Here is a 22,598-nt window from a genome sequence, read left to right as displayed (position 1 = left end):
TCAACCTGATCCTCACGATTTTTATACTTTTTTTACACCTTTCAGCCCTCTTTTATCAACATTTTTGCATTAACCCTTCTAATATTGATATATCTAAAAATAACCTTCAGGAAAAAGCTATGAGTATCAGCATCATTCTCGGTGTGTTATTCGTTATCCTGTTATTGGGGTATTTAGTTTATGCCCTGTTTAATGCGGAGGATTTCTAATGACCGCCACGTTGTTTATCACCATTGCCGTTTTTCTGGCGGTGTTGTTTATTCTGTCGTTACCATTAAGTCGGTTACTGGTGCAGTTAATTGACGGTGAACCGGCGCGCAGCCTGATGCAAATGGAAAAAAGGCTCTGGCGTTGTAGCGCCGTTAAGCCTAGGGAGATGAACAAATATCAGTATGGGCTAGCGATTATCATCTTTAACCTGTGCGGATTAGTGTTGCTATTTACCCTGCTAATGACTCAGGCTTGGCTACCTTTAAACCCGGAACATATGCCAAATATGTCTTGGGATCTGGCGCTCAATACCGCCGTTAGCTTTGTCACCAATACTAACTGGCAAGCCTATAGCGGTGAAACAACCCTAAGCTACTTTAGCCAAATGGTTGGATTAACGGTACAGAACTTCCTGTCTGCTGCGACCGGCATCGCGGTGGTGTTCGCCTTTATCCGGGCGTTCAGTCGTCATTCTTCCCAAACCATCGGTAACGCCTGGGTAGACCTCACCCGCATTACCCTTTATATCCTGCTGCCGCTGGCGCTGGTACTGGCACTGTTTTTTGTCAGTCAGGGCGTGCTGCAAAACGTAAGTCCTTATATTCATCTGACCTCACTGGAAGGTGCACAACAAGTGCTGCCGATGGGGCCTGTAGCGTCTCAGGAAGCGATTAAACTGCTAGGAACCAACGGCGGTGGCTTCTTTGGCGCCAACTCATCCCATCCGTTCGAAAACCCAACCGCACTCAGTAATATGGTGCAAATGCTCGCCATCTTCCTTATCCCTTGTGCGCTCTGCATGGCCTTTGGTAGAGCCGTCGGCGATAGTCGTCAGGGCAACGCGTTGTTATGGGCGATGGTGCTGATCTTTATTGTTGCGGTGATTGTCGTTATCTATGCCGAACTCAACGGACCTGACTTTCTGACTCAGCTTAGCCTGAACGGCCATAGCAATATGGAAGGTAAAGAGAGTCGCTTTGGCATTATCGCCTCTTCACTGTATGCCGTAGTGACAACGGCGGCTTCCTGCGGTGCGGTTAACGCCATGCATGATTCCTTCACCGCGTTAGGTGGCATGGTGCCAATGTGGTTAATGCAGATTGGCGAAGTGGTGTTTGGCGGCGTTGGCTCCGGCCTTTACGGTATGTTGCTGTTTGTTTTACTAACGGTATTTATTGCCGGACAGATGATTGGCCGTAGTCCTGAATATCTGGGCAAAAAAATCGAAGTGTATGAAATCAAAATGACCGCGTTAGCCATTCTGGTCACGCCGACATTGGTACTGCTAGGCACGGCTTTGGCTATTAGCACCGATGCAGGCAGAAGCGGCATTCTCAACCCCGGCGCCCACGGTTTTTCTGAAGTGCTGTATGCCTTCTCATCCGCTGCAAATAACAACGGTAGCGCATTCGCTGGCTTAAGCGTGAATACGCCGTTCTACAACCTGATGCTGGCGCTGGCGATGTTTCTTGGCCGTTTCGGCGTGATTCTACCGGTGTTAGCCATTGCCGGTTCACTCGCAGCTAAGAAACACCAACCTGCCGGTAACGGCACGTTACCTACGCATGGCCCGCTGTTTATTGGCCTGCTGATCGGCACAATTTTACTGGTCGGCGCCCTGACCTTTGTTCCAGCACTGGCGCTTGGCCCGATTGCAGAACATTTACAGTTCTGAATGTTCCGGTAAAAAACAAAAGAGATATCCCAAATGACCCGTAAACAAAGTGCACTGTTTGAACCTAAACTGATGCGTACATCGTTGAAAGAAGCCTTTAAAAAACTGGACCCGCGCGTGCAGTGGCGCAATCCGGTTATGTTTGTTGTTTATCTGGGCAGCATTATCACTACGGTAATCTGGCTGGCCATCCTGTTCGGCAAAACCGACGGCGGCGCTCTGTTTACCGGAAGTATCGCCCTCTGGCTTTGGTTCACGGTGTTATTCGCCAACTTTGCCGAAGCACTGGCTGAAGGCCGCAGCAAAGCGCAGGCGGAAAGCCTGAAAGGCGTGAAAAAGACCAGTTGGGCAACCAAACTGGCTGAAGCACGCCTTGATTCACCGTCCGAAACTGTGACCTCTGAGAACCTGCAAAAAGGCGATATCGTGCTGGTTAAAGCCGGGGATACCATCCCCTGTGACGGTGAGATCATCGAAGGTGGCGCATCGGTGGATGAAAGCGCCATTACCGGTGAGTCAGCGCCAGTAATCCGTGAAGCGGGTGGCGACTTCTCCTCAGTAACCGGAGGTACGCGTATTCTGTCAGACTGGTTGATTATTCAAAGTACCGTTAATCAGGGAGAAACCTTTCTCGATAGAATGATTGCCATGGTTGAAGGCGCTAAACGTCGTAAGACACCGAACGAAGTGGCTTTAACCATTCTGCTGGTAGCGTTAACCATTGTCTTCCTGCTGGCAACCGCCACCATTTTTCCCTTCTCGATTTTCAGCGTTGAAGCGGGTAAGTCCGGTACCGCCGTTAGCATCACTACGCTAGTTGCGCTGCTGGTTTGTCTGATACCCACCACCATTGGCGGTCTGCTCTCCGCTATCGGCGTCGCCGGTATGAGCCGGATGTTGGGGGCAAACGTGATCGCCACCAGCGGTCGCGCCGTGGAAGCCGCCGGGGATGTTGATGTTCTGCTGTTGGACAAAACCGGTACCATTACCCTTGGTAACCGTCAGGCGTCCGAGTTTCTACCGGCTCCCGGCGTCAGTGAAACCGAGCTGGCAGATGCCGCTCAACTCTCTTCTCTGGCCGACGAAACGCCGGAAGGCCGTAGTATTGTGGTGCTGGCTAAGCAGCGTTTTAACCTGCGTGAACGAGATATTCATGCGCTGGAAGCCTCCTTTATTCCGTTCTCAGCCCAGACCCGAATGAGCGGCGTTAACATTCATGGTCGAAAAATCCGTAAAGGTGCGGTAGACGCTATCCGTAATTATATGGAATCTAACGGGATAACGTTTCCGCCAGAAATTAATGTCCTGGTTGAAGGGGTAGCCCGCACCGGCGGTACGCCTCTGGTCGTCGCAGATAATCTGAAAGTTTTAGGCGTTGTGGCACTCAAAGATATTGTTAAAGGCGGTATTAAAGAACGCTTCGCCCAACTACGACTAATGGGCATCAAAACCGTAATGATCACCGGCGATAACCATTTGACCGCCGGAGCCATTGCCGCCGAGGCCGGCGTGGATGATTTCCTGTCGGAAGCAACACCGGAGGCCAAACTGGCGCTGATTCGTCAGTATCAGTCTGAAGGACGACTGGTGGCCATGACCGGCGACGGAACCAACGATGCGCCAGCACTGGCACAGGCCGACGTTGCCGTAGCCATGAACTCCGGAACCCAAGCGGCGAAAGAAGCAGGTAATATGGTGGATCTGGATTCTAACCCCACCAAACTGATTGAAGTGGTGCATATCGGTAAACAGATGCTGATGACGCGCGGTTCATTAACCACCTTCAGTATCTCTAACGATGTGGCGAAATATTTTGCCATTATCCCGGCCGCCTTTGCTGCCACCTACCCACAGCTTAATGCGCTCAACGTGATGCAGTTGACATCTCCGACTTCGGCGATTTTATCGGCAGTTATCTTTAACGCGTTGATTATCGTGTTCCTGATTCCGCTGGCATTGAAGGGCGTGAGCTATACCGCCATGTCCGCTGCCGCTCTGCTGCGACGCAATCTGTGGATTTATGGACTGGGTGGCCTATTGGTGCCGTTTATTGGCATCAAGCTGATTGACGTGCTGCTGACGTTGCTCGGTTTGTCATAACCCTATATTAAATAACCCAACAGGATTTTAATCGGACACTCAATCATGAACTATTTACGACCTTCGATTGTGTTATTGATATTACTGACCTTGATAACCGGCGTGATTTATCCGCTGGCGGTAACCGGGCTGGCTCAGGCTTTTCTACCCGGCAAAGCGCAAGGCTCACTGATTATGCAGCAGGATAACGTGGTCGGTTCACAGCTTATCGGCCAGAACTTTACCCGAGCAGACTATTTCCACGGGCGGCCTTCTGTTACGGCACAAATGCCCTATAATGCGTTAGCATCCGGCGGCAGTAATCTGTCGAGCAATAATCCCGTGCTGAAACAGCGAATCGAGGCGGACGTTCAACATTTGCGCGCGGAGAATCCGAACGCGACTGGCGCTGTTCCACTGGAACTGGTTACCGCCTCAGCAAGTGGCCTCGACCCGCATATTTCACCGGACGGTGCCATTTATCAGGCTGAACGCGTCGCCGCGGCTCGGCATCTGCCACTGGAAACCGTACGCCAGTTAATCGAACAGAATACTCAACAACCTGCCGATATTCTGGGCGCACCGGTGGTCAACGTTTTGATGCTGAATCTGGCTCTGGACAGTGAAACCCAGAGCAGAAAATAAGGACGGTCATGACAGACGATGAACTCCAACGACCCGATCCAGACCGACTGCTGGCTCAGGTCAATGAAGAGGCCAGAGGTAAGCTGAAAGTCTTTTTCGGCGCCTGTGCTGGCGTGGGGAAAACCTACGCCATGCTACAAGAAGCCCAGCGTTTACGCGCTCAAGGCTTAGACATTGTAGCTGGCGTGATTGAAACCCACGGCCGCAGTGAAACCGCGGCTCTGCTTGATGGTTTGGAAACCCTGCCCCTGAAACGCGTGAATATGCGTAGCCATCAGGTCAGAGAGTTCGATATTGATGCCGCCCTTGCGCGGCATCCTGCCGTTATTCTAATTGATGAACTGGCCCACACCAACGCCAGTGGCTCCCGCCACCCTAAGCGCTGGAATGATGTGGAAGAGCTGCTCAATGCGGGCATTGACGTATTTACCACGGTTAACGTTCAGCATCTGGAAAGCCTGAATGATGTGGTTGGCGGCATTACCGGCATCCGCGTGCGAGAAACCATTCCCGATCGAATCTTCGACGATGCTACCGACGTTATTTTGGTGGATATTCCACCGGATGACCTGCGTCAACGCTTGAACGAAGGCAAAGTGTATATTTCCGGTCAGGCAGAACGTGCAATTGAAAACTTCTTCCGCAAAGGCAACCTGATCGCGCTACGGGAACTGGCATTACGACGTACCGCCGACCGAGTCGATGAACAGATGCAAGCCTTCCGGAAAACCGGAGATGGAGAGCGCGTCTGGCATACCCGTGATGCCATTCTGTTATGCATTGGTCGTCATTCCGGTAGCGATAAGCTGGTACGAGCCGCAGCGCGTTTAGCCGCCAAACTAGGCTGCGTTTGGCATGCGGTGTATGTTGAAACCCCGCGTCTGCATAAGATGAGTAAACATCAACGCCGCGCCATTCTGCTCTCTTTAAAACTGGCTCAGGAACTGGGGGCAGAAACCTCCACGCTGTCCGATCCTTGTGAAGAACGGGCAATATTACGCTACGCCAGAGAGCACAATCTCGGCAAAATACTGATTGGTCGCCGCAGTGAACAACGCTGGAAGCTGCGCGGCAGTTTCGCCGATCGTCTGGGGAAATTGGGGCCAGATCTCGATCTGGTGATTATTGCCGTTGAAGATACTCCCCTACCGCTTAACGTAAAAGAAAACGACAATCGCCCCATTACCGAAAAATGGCGGCTGGAATTGTATGGTTGCCTGATGGCCACCCTACTTTGTTCGTTAATTACGCTGCTTGCCCATTGGCAATTACCGATGTTCGATTTAGCGAACATTGTAATGATCTACCTGTTAGGGGTGGTGATCATTGCGCTATTTTATGGCCGCTGGCCATCGGCGTTTGCTACGGTGATTAACGTTGCCAGCTTTGACCTGTTCTTCGTTCTACCGCGCTGGTCATTCTCGGTCAGCGATGTGCAGTATATTGTCACTTTTGGTGTCATGCTTAGCGTCGGTCTGGTGATCGGTAATCTGACTGCCGGAGTACGTTATCAGGCCAAAGTCGCCCGATTGCGTGAACAGCGCGCCCGTCATATGTATGAAATGTCCAAAGTCCTCAGTCAGGCTCTGACGGTAGAAGATATTGCCAAGAGCAGCGGGTACTTTATTTTCAGCAGCTTTAACGCTAAAAGTACGCTGATGCTACCCAACGCGAGTGGAACCCTACGGGAAATTAAAGTCAAAAATCAGTCATCCATTCTGGTTGATGGCGCTATTTCCCGTTGGTGTTTTGATAAGCGTTCCCCAGCGGGTTCCGGTACCGATACGCTGCCCAGCGTTCCTTATCAGCTTCAACCGCTGGTGAGTCAGGATAGAACCTTAGGTGTTTTAGCTATTGAACCGACCAGCCTGCGGCAATTGATGGTGCCGGAGCAACAACGTCTGTTACAAACTTATACCGTCCTGATCTCCAACGCCCTGGAACGTCTATTGCTGGCACAAACCGCCGAAGCAGCCAAGCTGGATACTGAGCGGGAACAGTTACGTAACTCACTGCTGGCGGCGTTGTCCCATGATTTACGCACGCCGTTAACCGTTTTATTGGGACAAACCGATATTCTGGCAGTTAATCTGAAAAGCGAGGGTTCACCTTACTTTTCACAAGCAGAGAAAATTCGCCGCTATGTCTTGAATACCACTCAATTGGTGAATAACCTACTGGATATGGCGCGTATTCAGTCCGGCGGTTTTAGCCTGAAAAAAGAGTGGCAATCGTTGGAAGAGATCGTCGGTAGCGCATTACACACGCTGGATAACATTCTTGAATCTCATCAGCTTGCTATCGACGTTCCGGCCGATCTACCATTGATCAATTGTGACTCGTCGTTAATCGAACGCGTGCTGCTTAACCTGCTGGAAAATGCAGCTAAATACGCAGGCCCACAAACAACAATTGGCATCAAAGCCTTAGCTAAACCTAAACAAAAGCTGATTGAAATAGAAATATGGGATAACGGCGCGGGCATTATTCAGGGGCAGGAAAAGATTATCTTTGATAAATTTTCCAGAGGAAGTAAAGAATCCCCCATTCACGGTATTGGACTTGGCTTAGCCATCTGTCAGGCTATCGTTAATCTACACGGGGGAACAATTAGAGCGGCAAATGGACCAGAGGGCGGAGCCCACTTCTATTTTACGCTACCGTTAGAAACTCAACCTGAAATCATTACCAGTATGGAAGAAACATGACTCAACTCTCTCCGGCTATTCTAATTGTAGAAGATGAAAAAGAGATAAGGCGATTTGTTCGCTCAGCGCTGGAAAGTGAGAACTGCCGCGTGTTTGAAACCGATACGGTACAACGCGGTTTGATTGAAGCCGCAACCCGTAAACCTGATTTGATTATTCTCGATCTTGGCCTGCCAGACGGTGACGGTCTGGATTTTATCCGCGATCTGCGTCAGTGGAGCGCCATTCCGATTATCGTGTTATCCGCCAGAGTCTCGGAGGAAGTGAAGGTTGAAGCGCTGGATGCCGGTGCCGATGACTATCTGGTCAAACCTTTCGGCGTCAGTGAGTTAATGGCTCGAGTGCGTGTTGCCCTGCGCCGTCGATCGACTTCGCCTCAGGAAGAACCCGTTATTCGCTTCGCCGATATTAGCGTCGATCTGATTAATCGTCAGGTGATGCGCGGTGAAGAGATGATACACCTGACGCCCATTGAGTTCCGTTTATTATCGGAGTTATTGGCTAATAGCGGTAAAGTTCTGACCCAGCGCCAACTCCTCAGCAGCGTATGGGGGCCAAATAACGTTGAACACGGCCACTATCTGCGTATTTATATGGGACATTTACGGCAAAAGTTAGAGCAAGATCCGGCTCGCCCTAAACATTTACTCACTGAAATCGGTGTCGGTTATCGGTTTATGGCTGGCTAATACCTAGAGGTGGCGCTATCCCCGCCATCTCGCAGGCCAGTTCTCCCACCCGCTTTATCGCAGTGATATAGCGTTCATTAAATGAATAGCAACAGGATAAACGGAAGGCATTATCATAACGGCCACTGGGCGAAAATAACGTTCCCGGTGTCAGACTGATGCGTTCAGCCAATGCATGGTGAAATAATTGAACGCTGTCTACGCCCGGTGGAAATTCTACCCAAATTACAAATCCGCCATCGGGCTGAGTGGCCCGGGTTCCTTCAGGAAAATACTTGGCGATTAACCCTCTGGCCTCCTGCACTTGATGAGCATAACGTTTACGCAACCCACGTAGATGCTGATCGTAGCTGCCCGTCGCCAGAAATCGCCCCAACGTTTCGGCCAAAATCGCAGGCTCGGACATCGAGGACAAGGTTTTCATTCGCCGCAGTTTTTCTGCAAAACGCCCTCCTGTCATCCAACCAATGCGAAAATCCGGCGCTAACGTTTTGGTAAAACTGGTACAGAAAATGACCCAACCCTCTTTATCAAAAGATTTCACGGCCGGTAAAGGGTCTCCAGAAAAAACCAGCTCAGCGTACAACGCATCTTCAATCAACGGAATCTGGTACTGATTGAGCAACCGTGCCAGCCGTTGACGGGCAGCAACCGGCATACTGCATCCCAATGGATTCTGCACGCTGGGCATCAACAACAGCGCATTCAGTTGGTTATCTTTTAACAGGGTTTCTATGGCATCCACCGAAATTCCCCGTTGAGGATCGGTTGGAATTTCTACCGCCCTTAACCCAAGCGATCCCAGCAGGGAAATCATATAAAAATAGGTCGGTGACTCCAGCCCGACACAATCACCGGGCTGAGTGATGGCGCGCAGAGCAAGTTGCAACGCTTCCATACAACCGTGAGTCAGAATGATATCGTCAGCATCCAGAGACATGCCAAGTGAAGAAGCCCGATGCGCAATTTGCTGGCGCAAACGTATACTGCCGGGCGGTAAACTGTAAGTACCCAGCATTTCCGGTCGGGAACGCACTAACTGATTCAGAATGCGCGCCAGCTTCTTTTCTGGATAGAATTCACCGCCTACCGGGCAGGCCAGAGAGATATCGGTAAATAACGGATTCTGTTGAGCCGCAAAAACCGTATCGATTAAATCCAATACTTCCAGTTTGGGAAACAATACCGGCGATGTCGGCATCACCGTTTGACTCACCGTCGGCAAACGCGAGCGTACGTAGTAACCGGATTGCGGACGCGCCTCAATCAACCCGCGTTCTTCCAAATGTCGATAAGCAGAGAGTACCGTATTGATACTCACATTACGGCTGCGGGCTTGATGCCTTACCGACGGTAGCTTATCACCAACCTGCAAATGCCCCCGTTGAAGAGCATCAACAATATTCTCGGCAATAGATTGATATAGCGTGATATTATCGTTATGTAACATGATGACTACCGCCAGCAGAGCCCTCGAATAAGCGTTACGCTAGCACAACTGTATCCATTTAAATATCAGTTTTCTGTATCTGTTACCTGATTAAAATCAAATTTACTATACAGTGAATATCCGCAACAAATACAGGTACCGCTATGCCAGACTTGGCCCTAATCAGCTATATCATTGTAATGAGTATTACTCCCGGCCCCAATAATCTGATGCTGGCTACATCCGGGGTTAACTTTGGTCTGCGTCGTACGATGCCCCATTTGATCGGCATCTGTCTGGGATGTGGCGTACTGTGCCTGTGTATTACTTTCTCGTTTAGCGCGATTCTAAGTTATATCGCCGCTATTCGACTGCCGTTGGCCATCTTTGGCTGTACCTATTTATTATGGCTATCGTGGAAAATATGGCTGGCGGGTAGCCCAGAGGGTAAATCCCACGCCCATCCCATGTCGTTGATTGGCGCAATGCTGTTTCAATGGGTTAATCCCAAAGCCTGGCTAATGCTGGTCAACGCGGCTATCCTGTTTAGCATTCAGGACGCCAGCATTACCAGCAATGCACTCTTGCTGTCGATATCGTTTACCCTGGTTGGTTTTCCCTGCGTTTACGTCTGGGCACTGATGGGCGACCGCCTGAGGGAAACCCTGCAAATCGGTTGGCGTTTACGCCTGTTTAATGGCGTGATGGCGGGATCGCTGGCGATTACTGCCCTATGGCTGCTGTGGGATGAATGGAAAACTTTTCAGGCCTTGGGGGCTTAATCACCCTCTACGATAACGTTCAGGCGTGGTTCCGGCAATATGCTGGAACATCGCAATAAACGCGGAAGCGGAACTGTAGCCGACTTCCAGCGCAACATCCTGTACGGTTTTTCCCTGTTCCAGTAAAGAAATACCGTACAAAAAACGTAATCGCTGACGCCATTCACCAAATGACATACCCAGTTCTTGGCTACAGCGGCGTGCCAACGTGCGTTCAGTGGTATACACTCGCTTGGCCCAGTCAGCCAATGAGGTGTTATCCGACGGATTGGCTTCCAGCGCCTGCAAAATCGGCGCCAGAAATTTGTCATCACTGCCAGGTAAATAGGTATGCTGTACCGGTGCAACCGACAGTTGATCGATCAAGACGCGGCACAAGCGGCGATCGGCCGGCGTTTGGGGAACCATTACATCGCGCTCAAAGCATGATTCGACAATGGCGCTACATACGGCGTCCATATTCAACACGCAGGGTTCAAGGGGCATTAAGCCACAAAAACGAGCATCAATATTAATCGAACGAAAGCGAGTAGGCTTACGGTTGTAGCTAGAATGTTCCATCCCTACCGGTATCCAGATAGCAAAGCCGGAAGGGGCTAAAAAACGCTGACCGCCGATATTAAGGGCAAAGACTCCGCTCTTCACGCAGATCACTTGCCCCCAATCGTGCAAATGGGGTCCAAATTCAGTATTAGAATTCACGTTTTCACAGCGAAAAAACAAAATACTGTCAGGGTAAGATTGCGTTGAGGTAACACATTGTGCTCCAGCCATGATTCTCCGTAGTGATAAAAGCGATTGTCTGAAAAACGTTATCAATTGTCAGATATGAAGTATATATACCAAACAAGACAGATGTACACTCTGTCGCTCAATTAAACCCGTGTGAGATTCTATATGGCTGCGCTTTATCCTCTGCTTGCTGTCCTGATTTGGGCTATTAATGCCATTGTTAATAAGCTATCGGCTGGCGCTATCGATCCGGCCGCCATCTCGTTTTATCGCTGGCTGCTGGCGCTCATCGTACTAACACCATTTATTTTACCCGGCGTTATCCGCAACAGAAAAAACATCTATCCCTACTGGTGGAAGCTATTAATACTCGGTCTGCTGGGAATGGCGCTGTATCAGAGCTTAGCCTACTACGCGGCTTACACCATCAGTGCCCTGACTATTGGTATTTTTATTTCCCTTATCCCACTGCTAACGGTGCTGCTGAGTATTATTATCCTGCGCACGCCTCCTACGCTGGGCACCTTGGTCGGAGGCCTGTTATCTTTCGCCGGGCTGGTATGGTTGATCAGCGGTGGACATCCCGCTCAGCTATTAACCATTGGCATAGGTAAAGGCGAACTGATGATGCTCACGGCGGCAACGGCCTATGCGCTATATGGCGTATTAACCAAACGTTGGGCGATGGCGTTACCTAACTGGCAATCGTTATATATGCAGGCATTCTTTGGTGCGCTGCTGCTGCTACCGGATTTCTTGATGGCGGCAGATGTCTCCCTCAATGCAGAAAATATTCCTTTGGTGCTGTTTGCTGGCATCCCGGCCTCAGTCATTGCACCTTATGTCTGGATTCATGGCGTAATGAAGTTGGGCGCCAGTAAAACCGCGCTGTTTATGAATCTGACACCGGTATTCACCGCGATTATTGCCATAATCTTCCTGCGTGAACCGCTGCACAGCTACCACATTATTGGCGGCGGCGTTTCACTAATCGGCGTTATTCTGGCTCAGCGACTGCGTATGCCGCTGGGGAAAAATCAGCCCCCAGCGGGGGCTGAAATTAACAAACAGAATCAGTAGCAAATCTATACGCCAATACTTTACTATTCCTACTTCAACAGGCGGTTAAACATACCGCCTTGTCCTTTAGGCAGAGAGCCAATAGCGTATGAAATTCCAACTTATGGTCGATGGTCATGTCTTACCCGCAGTTGATATTCATCAGTTGGAACAAGCGGTGGTGAATTTATCCGATGATGTGAGCAGCTTTATTGTCCTGGCACCAGAAAGCCCTATTGAAGATTCAATCTATCTACAGGCGGCGCTAACGGATCAGCAATATATGCTGGAAACGCGTCTGGTAAACGGTGAGGACTTTACTCACTATCGCTATACCACGCTGGAAATGGATAAAGCGGTGCAGATGTTTACCGCGTACTTCCGCGATCAGCAAAGACCTAACCTCAGCCAGTGGCAAAATGTCACCGATGAGTTTTGATATGCTAAGGGCACGTATCCCTGACTCTATAAATTGAGCATTAATGCCCCTAAATAATCAATCGGAGGGAGAGACGGGCGTGGGGGTCGTAGCAGCTTTAGCTGCCGGAGTGCCCGTAGCCTGGCTAGGCCCGACGCACATTAGAGCTAAAAAACATCCCTGTCCGGTCGCGCTCGATGGTTATATTTTCTTAACATTAATGACGACCGGAATATTCACTGCACTTAATCTAAAAAGTTTTTCAACAATCTCAATGAGTAGGAATACCGGCCCTTATTATAATGAATAATACTAAGCCACCGGTAACGTAACACCATTCGCCCAATCCGCTTCAGGATCGACCATCTCAACCTGATGCACGCCGCCGGGGAATTGCCCCTGTAGCAGCTCATATTGTTCCTGTAATTCACCAATCGGGTGTTTCCAGTCGTGGAGATAATAGATTGCCTGAACCTTGGCCTGTAGCATTGATTTGGTGCAGTCAAAGCATGGGCGTAGCGTTGAATACACCACTGAACCTTCAACTGGATTACCAAAACGCGCAGCTGAAATAATCGCGTTCTGTTCGGCATGAACGCAGATACACACGTCATAACCTACGCTGGCTTTATACGCAGCGCGATCCCGACAGCGAACACAGCCACCATCGGTGCAGTTGGTAATCCCTTCCGGCGTACCATTATAACCGGTGGAAATAATGCGATTATCCTTAACCATCACCCCGCCGACTTTACGACCGAGGCAGTTAGCCTTTTTACGCACCGCCATGGCAATATTCATATAATACTCATGTCTATCCATTCGCTTTCTCCGGTGGTCTGAACGGCTGATGATTTAGGATAACATATTGATGCTATCGTTCTGTGAACTACGAATAGGTAGCAATATACCAGTGTGCATTAAGCTTTTCTAACGTATCACCGTCGAGAGGATGAGTCCCATCTGCAATACGCACCAGATTAATGGTCCAGGGTACCCCTCCTTTTCTCCACAGGTTAAAAGAGATATCCCCATTATCCATCAGGCTAAAGCCATTAATTTTCAACCGTTCTAACTCATCCCGCATCTGATAATAGACTTTCAAAGAGATTTCATGCTGCTGGCAATAGGAGTCAATAAACCATATCGGCTTCCCTGAATCAGGAGAAGGATCGTGTCCATCCTGATAAAGCGTAATCCGAGTACCATTCAGAAAACGATAGGAATCATAACGAACCGTGCGATCGCCATCCTGATAGCTATCATCAATGCCCATATCCAAAGATTGAATTTTGCCATACGTCGTAATTTGATGAGCCAGCGACTCCAGCTCCCGCGCATTCACCCAGTAATACCCTTGCCAGGTAAAATAGGCGTGCCAAATCCAGATAACTGATAATCCAATAAAAATGAGCACAGCCAAAGCACGCTCCCGCTGCCGGAACAGTGAAATCATCGCGGCTAGAAGCAGCAAGGCAATAATCACGGTAACCGATGAAGAGACGTGCAGAAACGGTAGCAGGAACAACAGAAACAACGGCGGGACAATCGCCAGCAATGGATTGATATTTTTAAACTTACTGTACACAGAGAGCAATAACACTATTCAATGTCCATTCAGTCGTGAAGATATAACAGTATGATAAATATCCGGTTATGACAAAGGGTTTCATCGTAATAAAAAAGCCCCGTTGTGACGGGGCTGATTAAATATTGGGGCTAAATCAGATAAACCTTAGAACGGAATATCGTCATCAAAATCCATTGGTGGTTCGTTCTGCGGAGCGGCTGGTGCGCTGCTTTGCTGTTGAGCTGCCGGGCGAGAAGCCTGAGCCTGTGGCTGCTGTGGTTGACCCCAGCTACCTTGTGGCGCTGACTGACCTTCACCACCGCCTTGACGGCCGCCTAACATCTGCATAACGCCGCCGATGTTAACAACCACTTCCGTGGTATAGCGATCTTGGCCGCTCTGATCCTGCCACTTACGGGTTTGCAGTTGACCTTCAATATACACCTGCGAGCCTTTACGCAGATATTCACCGGCAATTTCCGCTAATTTGCCGAAAATTGCGACACGGTGCCATTCAGTACGCTCTTTTTGCTCACCGGTTTGCTTGTCCCGCCAGCTTTCAGAAGTAGCGATGGTAATATTCGCTACAGCACCACCATTAGGCATATAACGAATTTCCGGGTCCTGGCCCAGATTTCCGACTAGAATTACTTTATTTATGCCTCTGCTGGCCATGTCGATTCTCCTGATGAGTAAACAGATCTACGATTTTTATCCAACGATTGTAGCATGGCAATGGACGAAGGACACTACTCGTAAAAAATGGAATTCAGTACACAAACTTTAATACAACATAAACACTGTTGCATTATTGCTGTCACTAAGTTTAGCAAAATTAACCGGTGTTTTGCTGCGCTAGCCAGCGAAAAACCGTCTTTTTACCCCTTGCGAAACTTTCTGCATCGGTGCCAACTTCTCTGGTCGAGACTATATCATTATGGTTAAAAACCGACTCGCCGAACCTTCCGCAGTTCGTGAGAATAACCGCCAATAGCTTGAAAATATTGACTGTCATATTTCAGCACGATTTATGATAGCAATGTGCGCTAAATCTCATCATAGCACTGTATATCCATTCAGTTCACTTTGTGTAATAATTGTCAGATCGGTGTCAGAAGCAAACTTAGTTAAGGCATGTTGAAATGGATAAGATCGAAGTCCGGGGCGCCCGCACCCACAACTTAAAAAACATTAACCTGACGATGCCACGCAACAAGCTGATTGTTGTGACCGGACTTTCTGGTTCAGGTAAGTCATCATTAGCGTTTGATACCCTTTATGCAGAGGGGCAGCGCCGCTACGTCGAATCCTTATCAGCCTATGCACGTCAATTTCTCTCGCTGATGGAAAAACCAGATGTAGACCATATTGAAGGTCTTTCCCCGGCCATTTCCATTGAGCAGAAATCAACCTCACACAACCCGCGTTCAACCGTTGGTACCATTACTGAAATCCACGATTATCTGCGCCTGTTGTTTGCCCGAGTTGGTGAGCCACGCTGTCCAACCCATAATATTACGTTGGCGGCGCAAACCGTCAGCCAAATGGTGGATAACGTATTAACCTTGCCGGAAGGCTCGCGCTTAATGCTGTTAGCCCCGGTGGTAAAAGACCGTAAAGGTGAACACATTAAGACGCTGGAAAATCTGGCGACCCAGGGCTACATTCGCGCACGTATTGATGGCGAAGTGTGTGACTTATCCGATCCCCCCAAGCTGGAACTACAGAAAAAACACACCATTGAAGTGGTAGTCGATCGCTTTAAAGTCCGTGAAGATATGGCTCAGCGATTAGCGGAATCGTTTGAAACCGCGCTGGCACTCTCTGGCGGTAGCGCCGTAATTGCTGATATGGATAACGACAAGGCCGAAGAGTTACTCTTCTCTGCCAACTTTGCCTGTCCGGTCTGCGGCTATAGCATGCGTGAGCTGGAACCCCGCCTGTTCTCATTTAACAACCCAGCGGGTGCTTGCCCAACCTGTGATGGCTTAGGGGTACAGCAATATTTCGATCCAGATCGAGTGGTGCAGAATCGGGAGCTCTCTCTGGCTGGCGGCGCTATCCGTGGTTGGGATCGCCGTAGTTTCTACTACTTCCAGATGATTCGTTCTCTGGCCGAACACTATAAGTTTGACGTAGAAACTCCGTTTGAAAACCTGCCGGAAACCGTCCAGAAAGTGATACTTAACGGTTCCGGTAAAGAGAATATCGAATTTAAATACGTCAACGACCGTGGCGATACCACGGTACGTAAGCATCCGTTTGAAGGCGTTCTGCACAATATGGAGCGCCGCTATAAAGAAACCGAATCTACCGCGGTGCGTGAAGAGCTGGCTAAATTTATTAGCAACCGCTCATGTACTTCCTGCGGCGGTACTCGCCTGAAGGAAGAAGCCCGCCACGTTTTTGTGGAAGATACCACCCTGCCAGAAATTTCCGAACTGAGCATCGGCGATGCGCTAAAGTTCTTTGGAGCCCTTTCGCTACAAGGACAACGCGCGCAAATTGCGGAAAAAATTCTGAAAGAAATCGGCGATCGTCTGAAGTTCTTGGTTAACGTTGGCCTGAATTACCTGTCTTTATCCCGTTCGGCAGAAACCCTGTCCGGTGGTGAAGCCCAGCGTATTCGCTTAGCCAGCCAAATCGGTGCGGGCTTAGTGGGCGTGATGTACGTGCTGGATGAGCCGTCTATCGGCCTGCACCAGCGAGACAACCAGCGTCTGCTAGATACCCTGATCCATTTACGCAATCTGGGTAATACCGTGATTGTGGTTGAACATGATGAAGACGCGATCCGCGAAGCCGACTATGTTATTGATATTGGCCCGGGTGCTGGCGTTCACGGTGGTAGCATCGTGGCTGAAGGTACCGTTGACGATATCATGAAGGTGCCGGAATCGTTAACCGGGCAATATCTGTCAGGCAAACGCAAAATTGAGATCCCGAAAAAACGTATTCCTGCCGATGCCTCTAAGGTATTAAAAGTCATTGGCGCAACCGGTAATAACCTGAAAAACGTCACGCTGACCATTCCGGTCGGCCTATTCACTTGTATTACCGGCGTATCCGGTTCGGGTAAATCGACGTTAATCAACGATACCCTGTATCCGGTCGCTCAGCGCCAGTTAAACGGTGCGACGGGTGATGACGTGGCACCTTATAAAGAGATCACCGGTCTGGAACACTTCGATAAAGTGATCGATATCGACCAGAGCCCTATCGGACGTACGCCGCGTTCTAACCCGGCAACCTATACTGGTATCTTTACCCCAATTCGTGAACTATTCGCCGGCGTACCTGAATCAAGGGCTCGTGGTTATAACCCAGGCCGCTTCAGCTTTAACGTGCGCGGTGGTCGATGTGAGGCCTGTCAGGGCGACGGCGTGATTAAAGTAGAAATGCACTTTCTACCGGATGTCTATGTTCCTTGCGACCAGTGTAAGGGTAAGCGCTACAACCGCGAAACGCTGGAAGTGAAATACAAAGGCAAGAGCATTCATGAAGTGCTGGATATGACGGTGGAAGATGCTCGTGAATTCTTCGACGTGGTGCCAGCCCTGTCTCGTAAGCTCCAAACATTGATAGATGTTGGCCTGTCCTATATCCGTTTAGGTCAATCAGCCACCACGTTATCCGGTGGGGAAGCCCAGCGAGTCAAGCTTGCTAAAGAATTGTCCAAACGCGGCACCGGTCAAACCCTGTATATTCTGGATGAACCCACTACCGGCCTGCATTTTGCCGATATTGAGCAACTGTTGGTGGTTCTGCACCAGTTACGCGATCAGGGCAACACCATTGTGGTTATCGAACACAATCTGGATGTGATCAAGACCGCAGACTGGATTGTCGATCTTGGTCCGGAAGGCGGCAGCGGCGGCGGCCAAATTCTGGTGGCAGGAACGCCGGAAACCGTAGCCGAATGTGCAGAATCCCATACTGCCCGTTTCCTGAAGCCTATTCTGGATAAAGGCTAAAATAGAAAAGGGTTGAGCCTGCTGGTTCAACCCTTTTAATCACTATCCTGAACGTTAAGCTTGTTCTTTAATTCTCGCCATCAGGCAGGTTGTTCTTCAGCTTCTAACGCATCTTCATCCGGCACAATATACAACTGAGCGTCAGGACGAGTATTGTTCGATTCAATCTGCTGATACTCAGCTTCATCTACCTCAGAAATCGCCTTCGGCGTCCACTCTTCTGACTGACCAACAAAAACGCCACCGCGCTTAATCGAGAAATTACGACAGCAGGTAATACCGCGTAGTGTACCGTGTTCAAGAATATCAATATTTTCAGCGAAGCATCTGCCGCTCACCTCACCATCAATAATAATTTCTGGTGCGTTCAATTCCCCTTTAACATATCCGGTACTCATCACCCGGATCGCTCCCTCAGTAATATTGATATTACCAATCACTTTGCCATAAATTCGGATATCACCATTGTCTTCAATATTACCGGAAAATACGGCATTTCTGGCAATGATAGTGCAACGCTGGCGCAGATCTACACCGTCTGAAGGAGCGTTTAATTCATTATCCGAGGCTGATGTGATTGCCACTGGGGGAATTACGTTGGCTGAAACGTTTGATATTTTTTTCTTGAACATAAATGAAAACTTCGTCCTTAAGTTGGTTAAATAAAGAAAGAACAACAGCGAGAGCGTAGATGAAATAACGCTCAGCAACAGATGGCCGGTGATATATAAAACAAGCGCGCTTCCCCATAAAATCAATATAATACAAAAGGAAACTCCCTTGAAAAACTGCTTTTGTTTTTTAACAGAATCCATTCAAAATATTCCGGTAATGTGTCATGTCACTCTCATAACCGACTGATTATCATAATGATAAAAACCTGCCGATACATTATATTTTTTCTTATTATACAATAATTCTATTAATATGAGCAGAGATTTAAATTAGATTAATTTTTCTCATATAAAAGATAATACGCTATTATTTAACCGGTAAAAATAAGCGCCTATTTATATATAACAAAAATACGGTAAGATATTTCTCATTAATCCTTAATTTTTTATTGTTATTTAATTAAAAATATAATAAAGCAGAGAAGTAATAACAGCCTATCCGAAAAATCGGCTGTGCTCCCGTACTGGTTGCCCCCTCTCTCACGGCCAAAGGTGCTCAATCCAAGCTCGTATTTTTGGCCAGTATCTGCTGTATTCGCTTTGGTAGCTTAGACAGAACCTCATGATAAGAAACGTCAATCATCTGGTGTAGGAAAGCCTGCTCCAGCGCACCATCAAGAAACAGCGTGTTCCATAATGCCTTATTCAGATGGTAGCCGGGAATAACCTCTTTATATTTGGTACGCATTTGTTCAGCTAATTCAGGTGGACATTTCAATGCCATACACGGTCGGCCATCAAGCTCACTAAAAATAGCAAATATCTTACCAGAAACCTTTACCCGTTCAGCCCCCCAAAGCGGCTGATAGTCATGCTCGGTTCCCAATTTAGTCAAACAATATTCAATCAGGCTTTCTTTATCCATGTTATCTATTCCTGAAAATCTAATGATTTTATTTTTGTTTATTTATTTAATCACCATATTGATACATTCAAACCAACTAAAGACAATATTTTATTGCTGAATCGCTTTTATACACTATTTAGATCAAATTAAATCTGACCAATTAGGCTAATCTAGCAAAACTGCATTTCAGGTAGGGAACCGGATAAACCCAATAATCTGAAAGATAATGATAAATACTGACTTTATGAAAAAACGCGCTCATTTAGAGAGGTTTAACACAACAATTTAGTTGATTAACCATGGCGTTTAACAAAAATAAAGAAGTAATGCATGATTAAAAAATGCTTTTTCTGTTTTGTATTATCATTCTGCTAGTAAGATCATAAATTTCATGCCGGTACCTTGGCGAAAACACTGTTAAGGCTCTATAACAGCAATATGATGTTGAACCCATAATAAATAAACCATAAGAATGAATTTTCGTGCTTTAATCCGCAACGCGAATAAAGCATAGCAACCTGTAGGTCATTCGCGACGGTTATTTTCTAACCTAAGCATTATTCCTCTCGTTTTACATATTCTTATAAATATTCCTACACGAACGATAGTTAAGGCAGCTTCTATGACAAACCACTCGCAAACCATGGAGCAAGATAAAACATCATTATCTTCTCCCCCTAAAAAAGCGTTTTGGAAAGGCCTCGGATTCCAAATTGCCGTCAGTATGATCCTCGGTATTCTGGTGGGGTTTATCTGGCCTGAATTTGCCACCAGCCTTAAGTTGCTCGGAGATATCTTCCTGCGCCTGATAAAAAGTGCGGTTGCCCCACTGATCTTTCTGACCGTGGCATTAGGTATCGGTGCAGCTGGTGACATTAAGCAGGTGGGCAAGGTCGGCTTAACCGCCATTATCTACTTTGAAATCGTTTCGACGATCGCTATCCTGTTTGGTTTCGGTATGGGTGAATTGCTGAGCGTAGGTAGCGGTACGGTATTAACCGAAAGCCATGTGAACTCACAGGCAGCCAGCCTGATTCAAGCTTCCCATGCAGCCCCAAAATCCTTTGGTCAATTCTTTCTGGAGATATTCCCCGATAGCTTTGTTGGTGCCTTCTCCACCAACAATCTATTGCAGGTATTGGTGCTGGCGCTGATGTTTGGCTTTGGTATCCTGTTACTGAAAGAAAAAGAGCGTGTAGTGGTAGAGAATGCCCTTAACTTTATCGCTAAAGCCTTCTTTAAGTTTATCTACGTGATTATGCTGCTGGCTCCGATTGGTACCTTCGGTGCGATTGCTTATGCGGTCGGCAGTAACGGCGTGGATATGCTGATTAAGCTGACTTATCTGGTGTTAGCGTTCTATCTGACGCTGATCCTGTTTATTATTATTGTACTGGGTACGGTCTGTGCCATCTTTAAGCTTAATCTGTTTGATATTATTAAATTTATTCGCGAAGAGCTGTATATCACCTTCGGTACTGCGTCTTCCGAGAGCGTACTTCCCCGACTGTTAGAGAAACTCCCTAAGTATGGTGTATCCCGCCAAACCGTCGGTCTGGTACTGCCTACAGGCTACGCTTTTAACCTCGATGGGACTTCCATCTATATGTCGATGGGCGTCATCTTCCTGGCCAATGCTTATGGTATTCCACTCAGTATTGAACAGTTATTTGGTATTCTGATTATTATGCTGCTCACCTCCAAGGGTGCGGCAACGGTTTCCGGCGGTGCTTTTGTGGTATTTGCTGCCACTATTACTACCACCGGTTTGCTACCGCTGGAAGGCGTGGCGGTGATGTTTGGGGTTTACCGCTTTATGTCAATGGCACTGGCCGTTACCAATATTATCGGTAATACCGTAGCCACCATTGCCGTGGCTAAGCTTAACCATGAATATCATCCAAGCCGCCGTGAAAAGCTGGAAAGTGAAGATTAAAACTGACAATTTAACGTATTAGTAAAATAAAACGCCCGGCATGAAATCTCAATGCCGGGCGTTGTTATTCGCTCAGGGTCGGTTAATCAATATATCGACACGCTACTCGCGCTGTCAGTTTAGTGATCAGCTCATAAGGAATAATACCGGTATATTTAGCAATAGTTTCCACCGGTAGCTCTGGCCCCCAAATGGTCGCTTCATCCCCCACGTTATCCGTGGCATCCGGCCCTAAATCTACCGTAATCATGTCCATTGAAACGTGCCCAACTAGCGGCACGATGCGGCCATTCACCAGCACCGGAGTACCGTTTGGCGCATCTCGTGGATAGCCATCGCCATAACCAATAGCAATCACCCCTAAACGCGTATCTCTCTCGCTGACCCATGCCCCGCCGTAGCCTACTGCTTCGCCCGCTTTATGCTCACGTACCGCAATCAGACTGGCTTTTAGCGTCATCGCCGCCTTAAGGCCATAATGATCGGCAAAGTTGGCTGCTAATGGTGATACGCCGTACAGAATAATACCGGGGCGGATCCAATCACGGTGCGCCTCTGGCCATAATAATATGCCGCCCGAGGCCGCTAAGGTTTTCAGTCCGGGCTTGTCATTAACAAAAGCATCAAAGCAGTCGATTTGCTTACGGGTGGTATCCACTTCAGGCTCATCTGAACGGCTAAAATGGCTCATAATATTTACCGGCTGTACTACATTCTCACAGGCGCTTAACCGCTGATAGAATGCTTCCGCTTGCTCAGGACGAACGCCCAAACGATGCATACCAGTATCCAGCTTCATCCAAACCTGTACCGGGCGATCTAACTCTATCTGCTCCAGTGCCTGTAGCTGTTCAATGTTATGCACCACTGTTTCAATGTTATTCACCGCCAACATCGGTAAATCTTCTGCACAGAAAAAACCTTCTAACAATAAAATCGGCTTAATCACACCGCCAGAACGCAGCATTAACGCTTCTTCAATTCGCGCTACGCCAAAACAGTCTGCATCAGGAAGCGTATGGGCAACGTCTAATAAACCATGCCCGTAGGCATTAGCTTTGACCACGGCAATAATGCGGCTATCGGGAGCCATTTGGCGGATTTGCTGTAAATTATGTTTTAATGCACCGCGATCGATTACCGCTGTTGCCGAGATCATTTTAAATCCTTA

At 48.3% G+C, this 22,598-nt stretch carries 19 protein-coding genes; 11 read left to right on the top strand and 8 right to left on the bottom strand.

Annotated features, from left to right (window positions below):
- The first annotated feature begins 119 nt into the window (after positions 1-119).
- The 6 genes from BMZ28_RS17220 to kdpE are packed head-to-tail and all read left to right on the top strand — an operon-like array spanning position 120 to position 8,006.
- On the top strand, positions 120-209 hold the full coding sequence (locus tag BMZ28_RS17220; protein ID WP_047782033.1) for a K(+)-transporting ATPase subunit F: 90 nt from the start codon (positions 120-122) through the stop codon (positions 207-209).
- Entirely contained in the window at positions 209-1,885 is a 1,677-nt protein-coding gene (gene kdpA, locus BMZ28_RS05945; protein WP_074821577.1) for a potassium-transporting ATPase subunit KdpA, read from the top strand. Before BMZ28_RS17220 ends, kdpA begins: the two co-directional genes overlap by 1 nt.
- A 33-nt stretch (positions 1,886-1,918) precedes the next feature.
- Positions 1,919-3,985 (top strand): potassium-transporting ATPase subunit KdpB, encoded by a 2,067-nt coding sequence (gene kdpB, locus BMZ28_RS05940; RefSeq protein WP_074821574.1) that lies wholly within the window; start codon positions 1,919-1,921, stop codon positions 3,983-3,985.
- 45 nt (positions 3,986-4,030) lie between these two features.
- A complete protein-coding gene (gene kdpC / locus BMZ28_RS05935) occupies positions 4,031-4,609 on the top strand; it encodes a potassium-transporting ATPase subunit KdpC (protein WP_074821573.1) in 579 nt (192 codons plus the stop codon).
- 8 nt (positions 4,610-4,617) lie between these two features.
- Positions 4,618-7,317, top strand: coding sequence for a two-component system sensor histidine kinase KdpD (gene kdpD / locus BMZ28_RS05930; protein WP_074821572.1), 2,700 nt, complete (start codon positions 4,618-4,620; stop codon positions 7,315-7,317).
- Complete coding sequence (gene kdpE / locus BMZ28_RS05925; RefSeq protein WP_074821570.1) at positions 7,314-8,006, top strand: two-component system response regulator KdpE; 693 nt, start codon at positions 7,314-7,316, stop codon at positions 8,004-8,006. The genes kdpD and kdpE overlap by 4 nt, the downstream gene beginning before the upstream one ends.
- Here the strand turns inward: kdpE and BMZ28_RS05920 are convergent.
- Positions 7,993-9,456 (bottom strand): aminotransferase-like domain-containing protein, encoded by a 1,464-nt coding sequence (locus tag BMZ28_RS05920; RefSeq protein WP_074821566.1) that lies wholly within the window; start codon positions 9,454-9,456, stop codon positions 7,993-7,995. The genes kdpE and BMZ28_RS05920 overlap by 14 nt on opposite strands.
- Before the next feature lie 143 nt (positions 9,457-9,599).
- Here BMZ28_RS05920 and BMZ28_RS05915 point away from each other — a divergent pair, with 143 nt between their 5' ends.
- Positions 9,600-10,217 carry a LysE family translocator gene (locus BMZ28_RS05915; protein WP_074821563.1) on the top strand — a complete coding sequence of 206 codons (618 nt, stop codon included), beginning with the start codon at positions 9,600-9,602 and terminating at the stop codon, positions 10,215-10,217.
- Here BMZ28_RS05915 and BMZ28_RS05910 read toward each other — a convergent pair whose 3' ends face one another.
- The gene (locus tag BMZ28_RS05910) at positions 10,218-10,991 is read right to left on the bottom strand and encodes an AraC family transcriptional regulator (protein WP_074821560.1); all 774 of its coding nucleotides are present in this window, start codon (positions 10,989-10,991) and stop codon (positions 10,218-10,220) included. It abuts the gene before it with no gap.
- A 123-nt stretch (positions 10,992-11,114) separates the two neighbouring features.
- Between BMZ28_RS05910 and BMZ28_RS05905 the strand changes: the two genes are divergently transcribed.
- Together BMZ28_RS05905 and BMZ28_RS05900 are read left to right on the top strand one after the other, a co-directional pair.
- Positions 11,115-12,029: a DMT family transporter gene (locus BMZ28_RS05905; RefSeq protein ID WP_074821558.1), complete on the top strand. Its 915-nt coding sequence runs from the start codon at positions 11,115-11,117 to the stop codon at positions 12,027-12,029.
- A gap of 88 nt (positions 12,030-12,117) precedes the next feature.
- Complete coding sequence (locus BMZ28_RS05900; protein ID WP_074821555.1) at positions 12,118-12,447, top strand: hypothetical protein; 330 nt, start codon at positions 12,118-12,120, stop codon at positions 12,445-12,447.
- Positions 12,448-12,738: 291 nt separating this feature from the next.
- Here BMZ28_RS05900 and BMZ28_RS05890 read toward each other — a convergent pair whose 3' ends face one another.
- The 3 genes from BMZ28_RS05890 to BMZ28_RS05880 all read right to left on the bottom strand — a co-directional run bounded on the left by BMZ28_RS05890 (position 12,739) and on the right by BMZ28_RS05880 (position 14,671).
- The gene (locus BMZ28_RS05890) at positions 12,739-13,248 is read right to left on the bottom strand and encodes a deoxycytidylate deaminase (RefSeq protein ID WP_071845516.1); all 510 of its coding nucleotides are present in this window, start codon (positions 13,246-13,248) and stop codon (positions 12,739-12,741) included.
- 67 nt (positions 13,249-13,315) lie between these two features.
- Complete coding sequence (locus BMZ28_RS05885; RefSeq protein WP_074821550.1) at positions 13,316-14,029, bottom strand: hypothetical protein; 714 nt, start codon at positions 14,027-14,029, stop codon at positions 13,316-13,318.
- Positions 14,030-14,161: 132 nt separating this feature from the next.
- The gene (locus BMZ28_RS05880; RefSeq protein WP_047782044.1) at positions 14,162-14,671 is read right to left on the bottom strand and encodes a single-stranded DNA-binding protein; all 510 of its coding nucleotides are present in this window, start codon (positions 14,669-14,671) and stop codon (positions 14,162-14,164) included.
- A 467-nt stretch (positions 14,672-15,138) separates the two neighbouring features.
- Here BMZ28_RS05880 and uvrA point away from each other — a divergent pair, with 467 nt between their 5' ends.
- Positions 15,139-17,970 carry an excinuclease ABC subunit UvrA gene (gene uvrA, locus BMZ28_RS05875; protein ID WP_047782045.1) on the top strand — a complete coding sequence of 944 codons (2,832 nt, stop codon included), beginning with the start codon at positions 15,139-15,141 and terminating at the stop codon, positions 17,968-17,970.
- A gap of 80 nt (positions 17,971-18,050) precedes the next feature.
- Here the strand turns inward: uvrA and BMZ28_RS05870 are convergent, their stop codons facing one another.
- Entirely contained in the window at positions 18,051-18,602 is a 552-nt protein-coding gene (locus BMZ28_RS05870) for a bactofilin family protein (protein WP_082119045.1), read from the bottom strand.
- A gap of 538 nt (positions 18,603-19,140) precedes the next feature.
- Positions 19,141-19,509, bottom strand: coding sequence for an MmcQ/YjbR family DNA-binding protein (locus tag BMZ28_RS05865; RefSeq protein ID WP_047782046.1), 369 nt, complete (start codon positions 19,507-19,509; stop codon positions 19,141-19,143).
- Positions 19,510-20,113: 604 nt separating this feature from the next.
- Between BMZ28_RS05865 and BMZ28_RS05860 the strand changes: the two genes are divergently transcribed.
- Positions 20,114-21,427 carry a cation:dicarboxylate symporter family transporter gene (locus tag BMZ28_RS05860; protein WP_082118996.1) on the top strand — a complete coding sequence of 438 codons (1,314 nt, stop codon included), beginning with the start codon at positions 20,114-20,116 and terminating at the stop codon, positions 21,425-21,427.
- 82 nt (positions 21,428-21,509) lie between these two features.
- On the opposite strand, the gene alr is transcribed toward BMZ28_RS05860, so the two are convergent.
- Positions 21,510-22,586 carry an alanine racemase gene (alr, locus tag BMZ28_RS05855; RefSeq protein ID WP_047782047.1) on the bottom strand — a complete coding sequence of 359 codons (1,077 nt, stop codon included), beginning with the start codon at positions 22,584-22,586 and terminating at the stop codon, positions 21,510-21,512.
- Positions 22,587-22,598 lie beyond the last annotated feature (12 nt).

The organism is Pragia fontium DSM 5563 = ATCC 49100, from assembly GCF_900112475.1.
Taxonomy (GTDB): Bacteria; Pseudomonadota; Gammaproteobacteria; order Enterobacterales; family Enterobacteriaceae; genus Pragia; species Pragia fontium.
The sequence above is the reverse complement of the archived record's forward strand: the minus strand, read 5'-3'. Positions and strand labels throughout refer to the sequence as shown.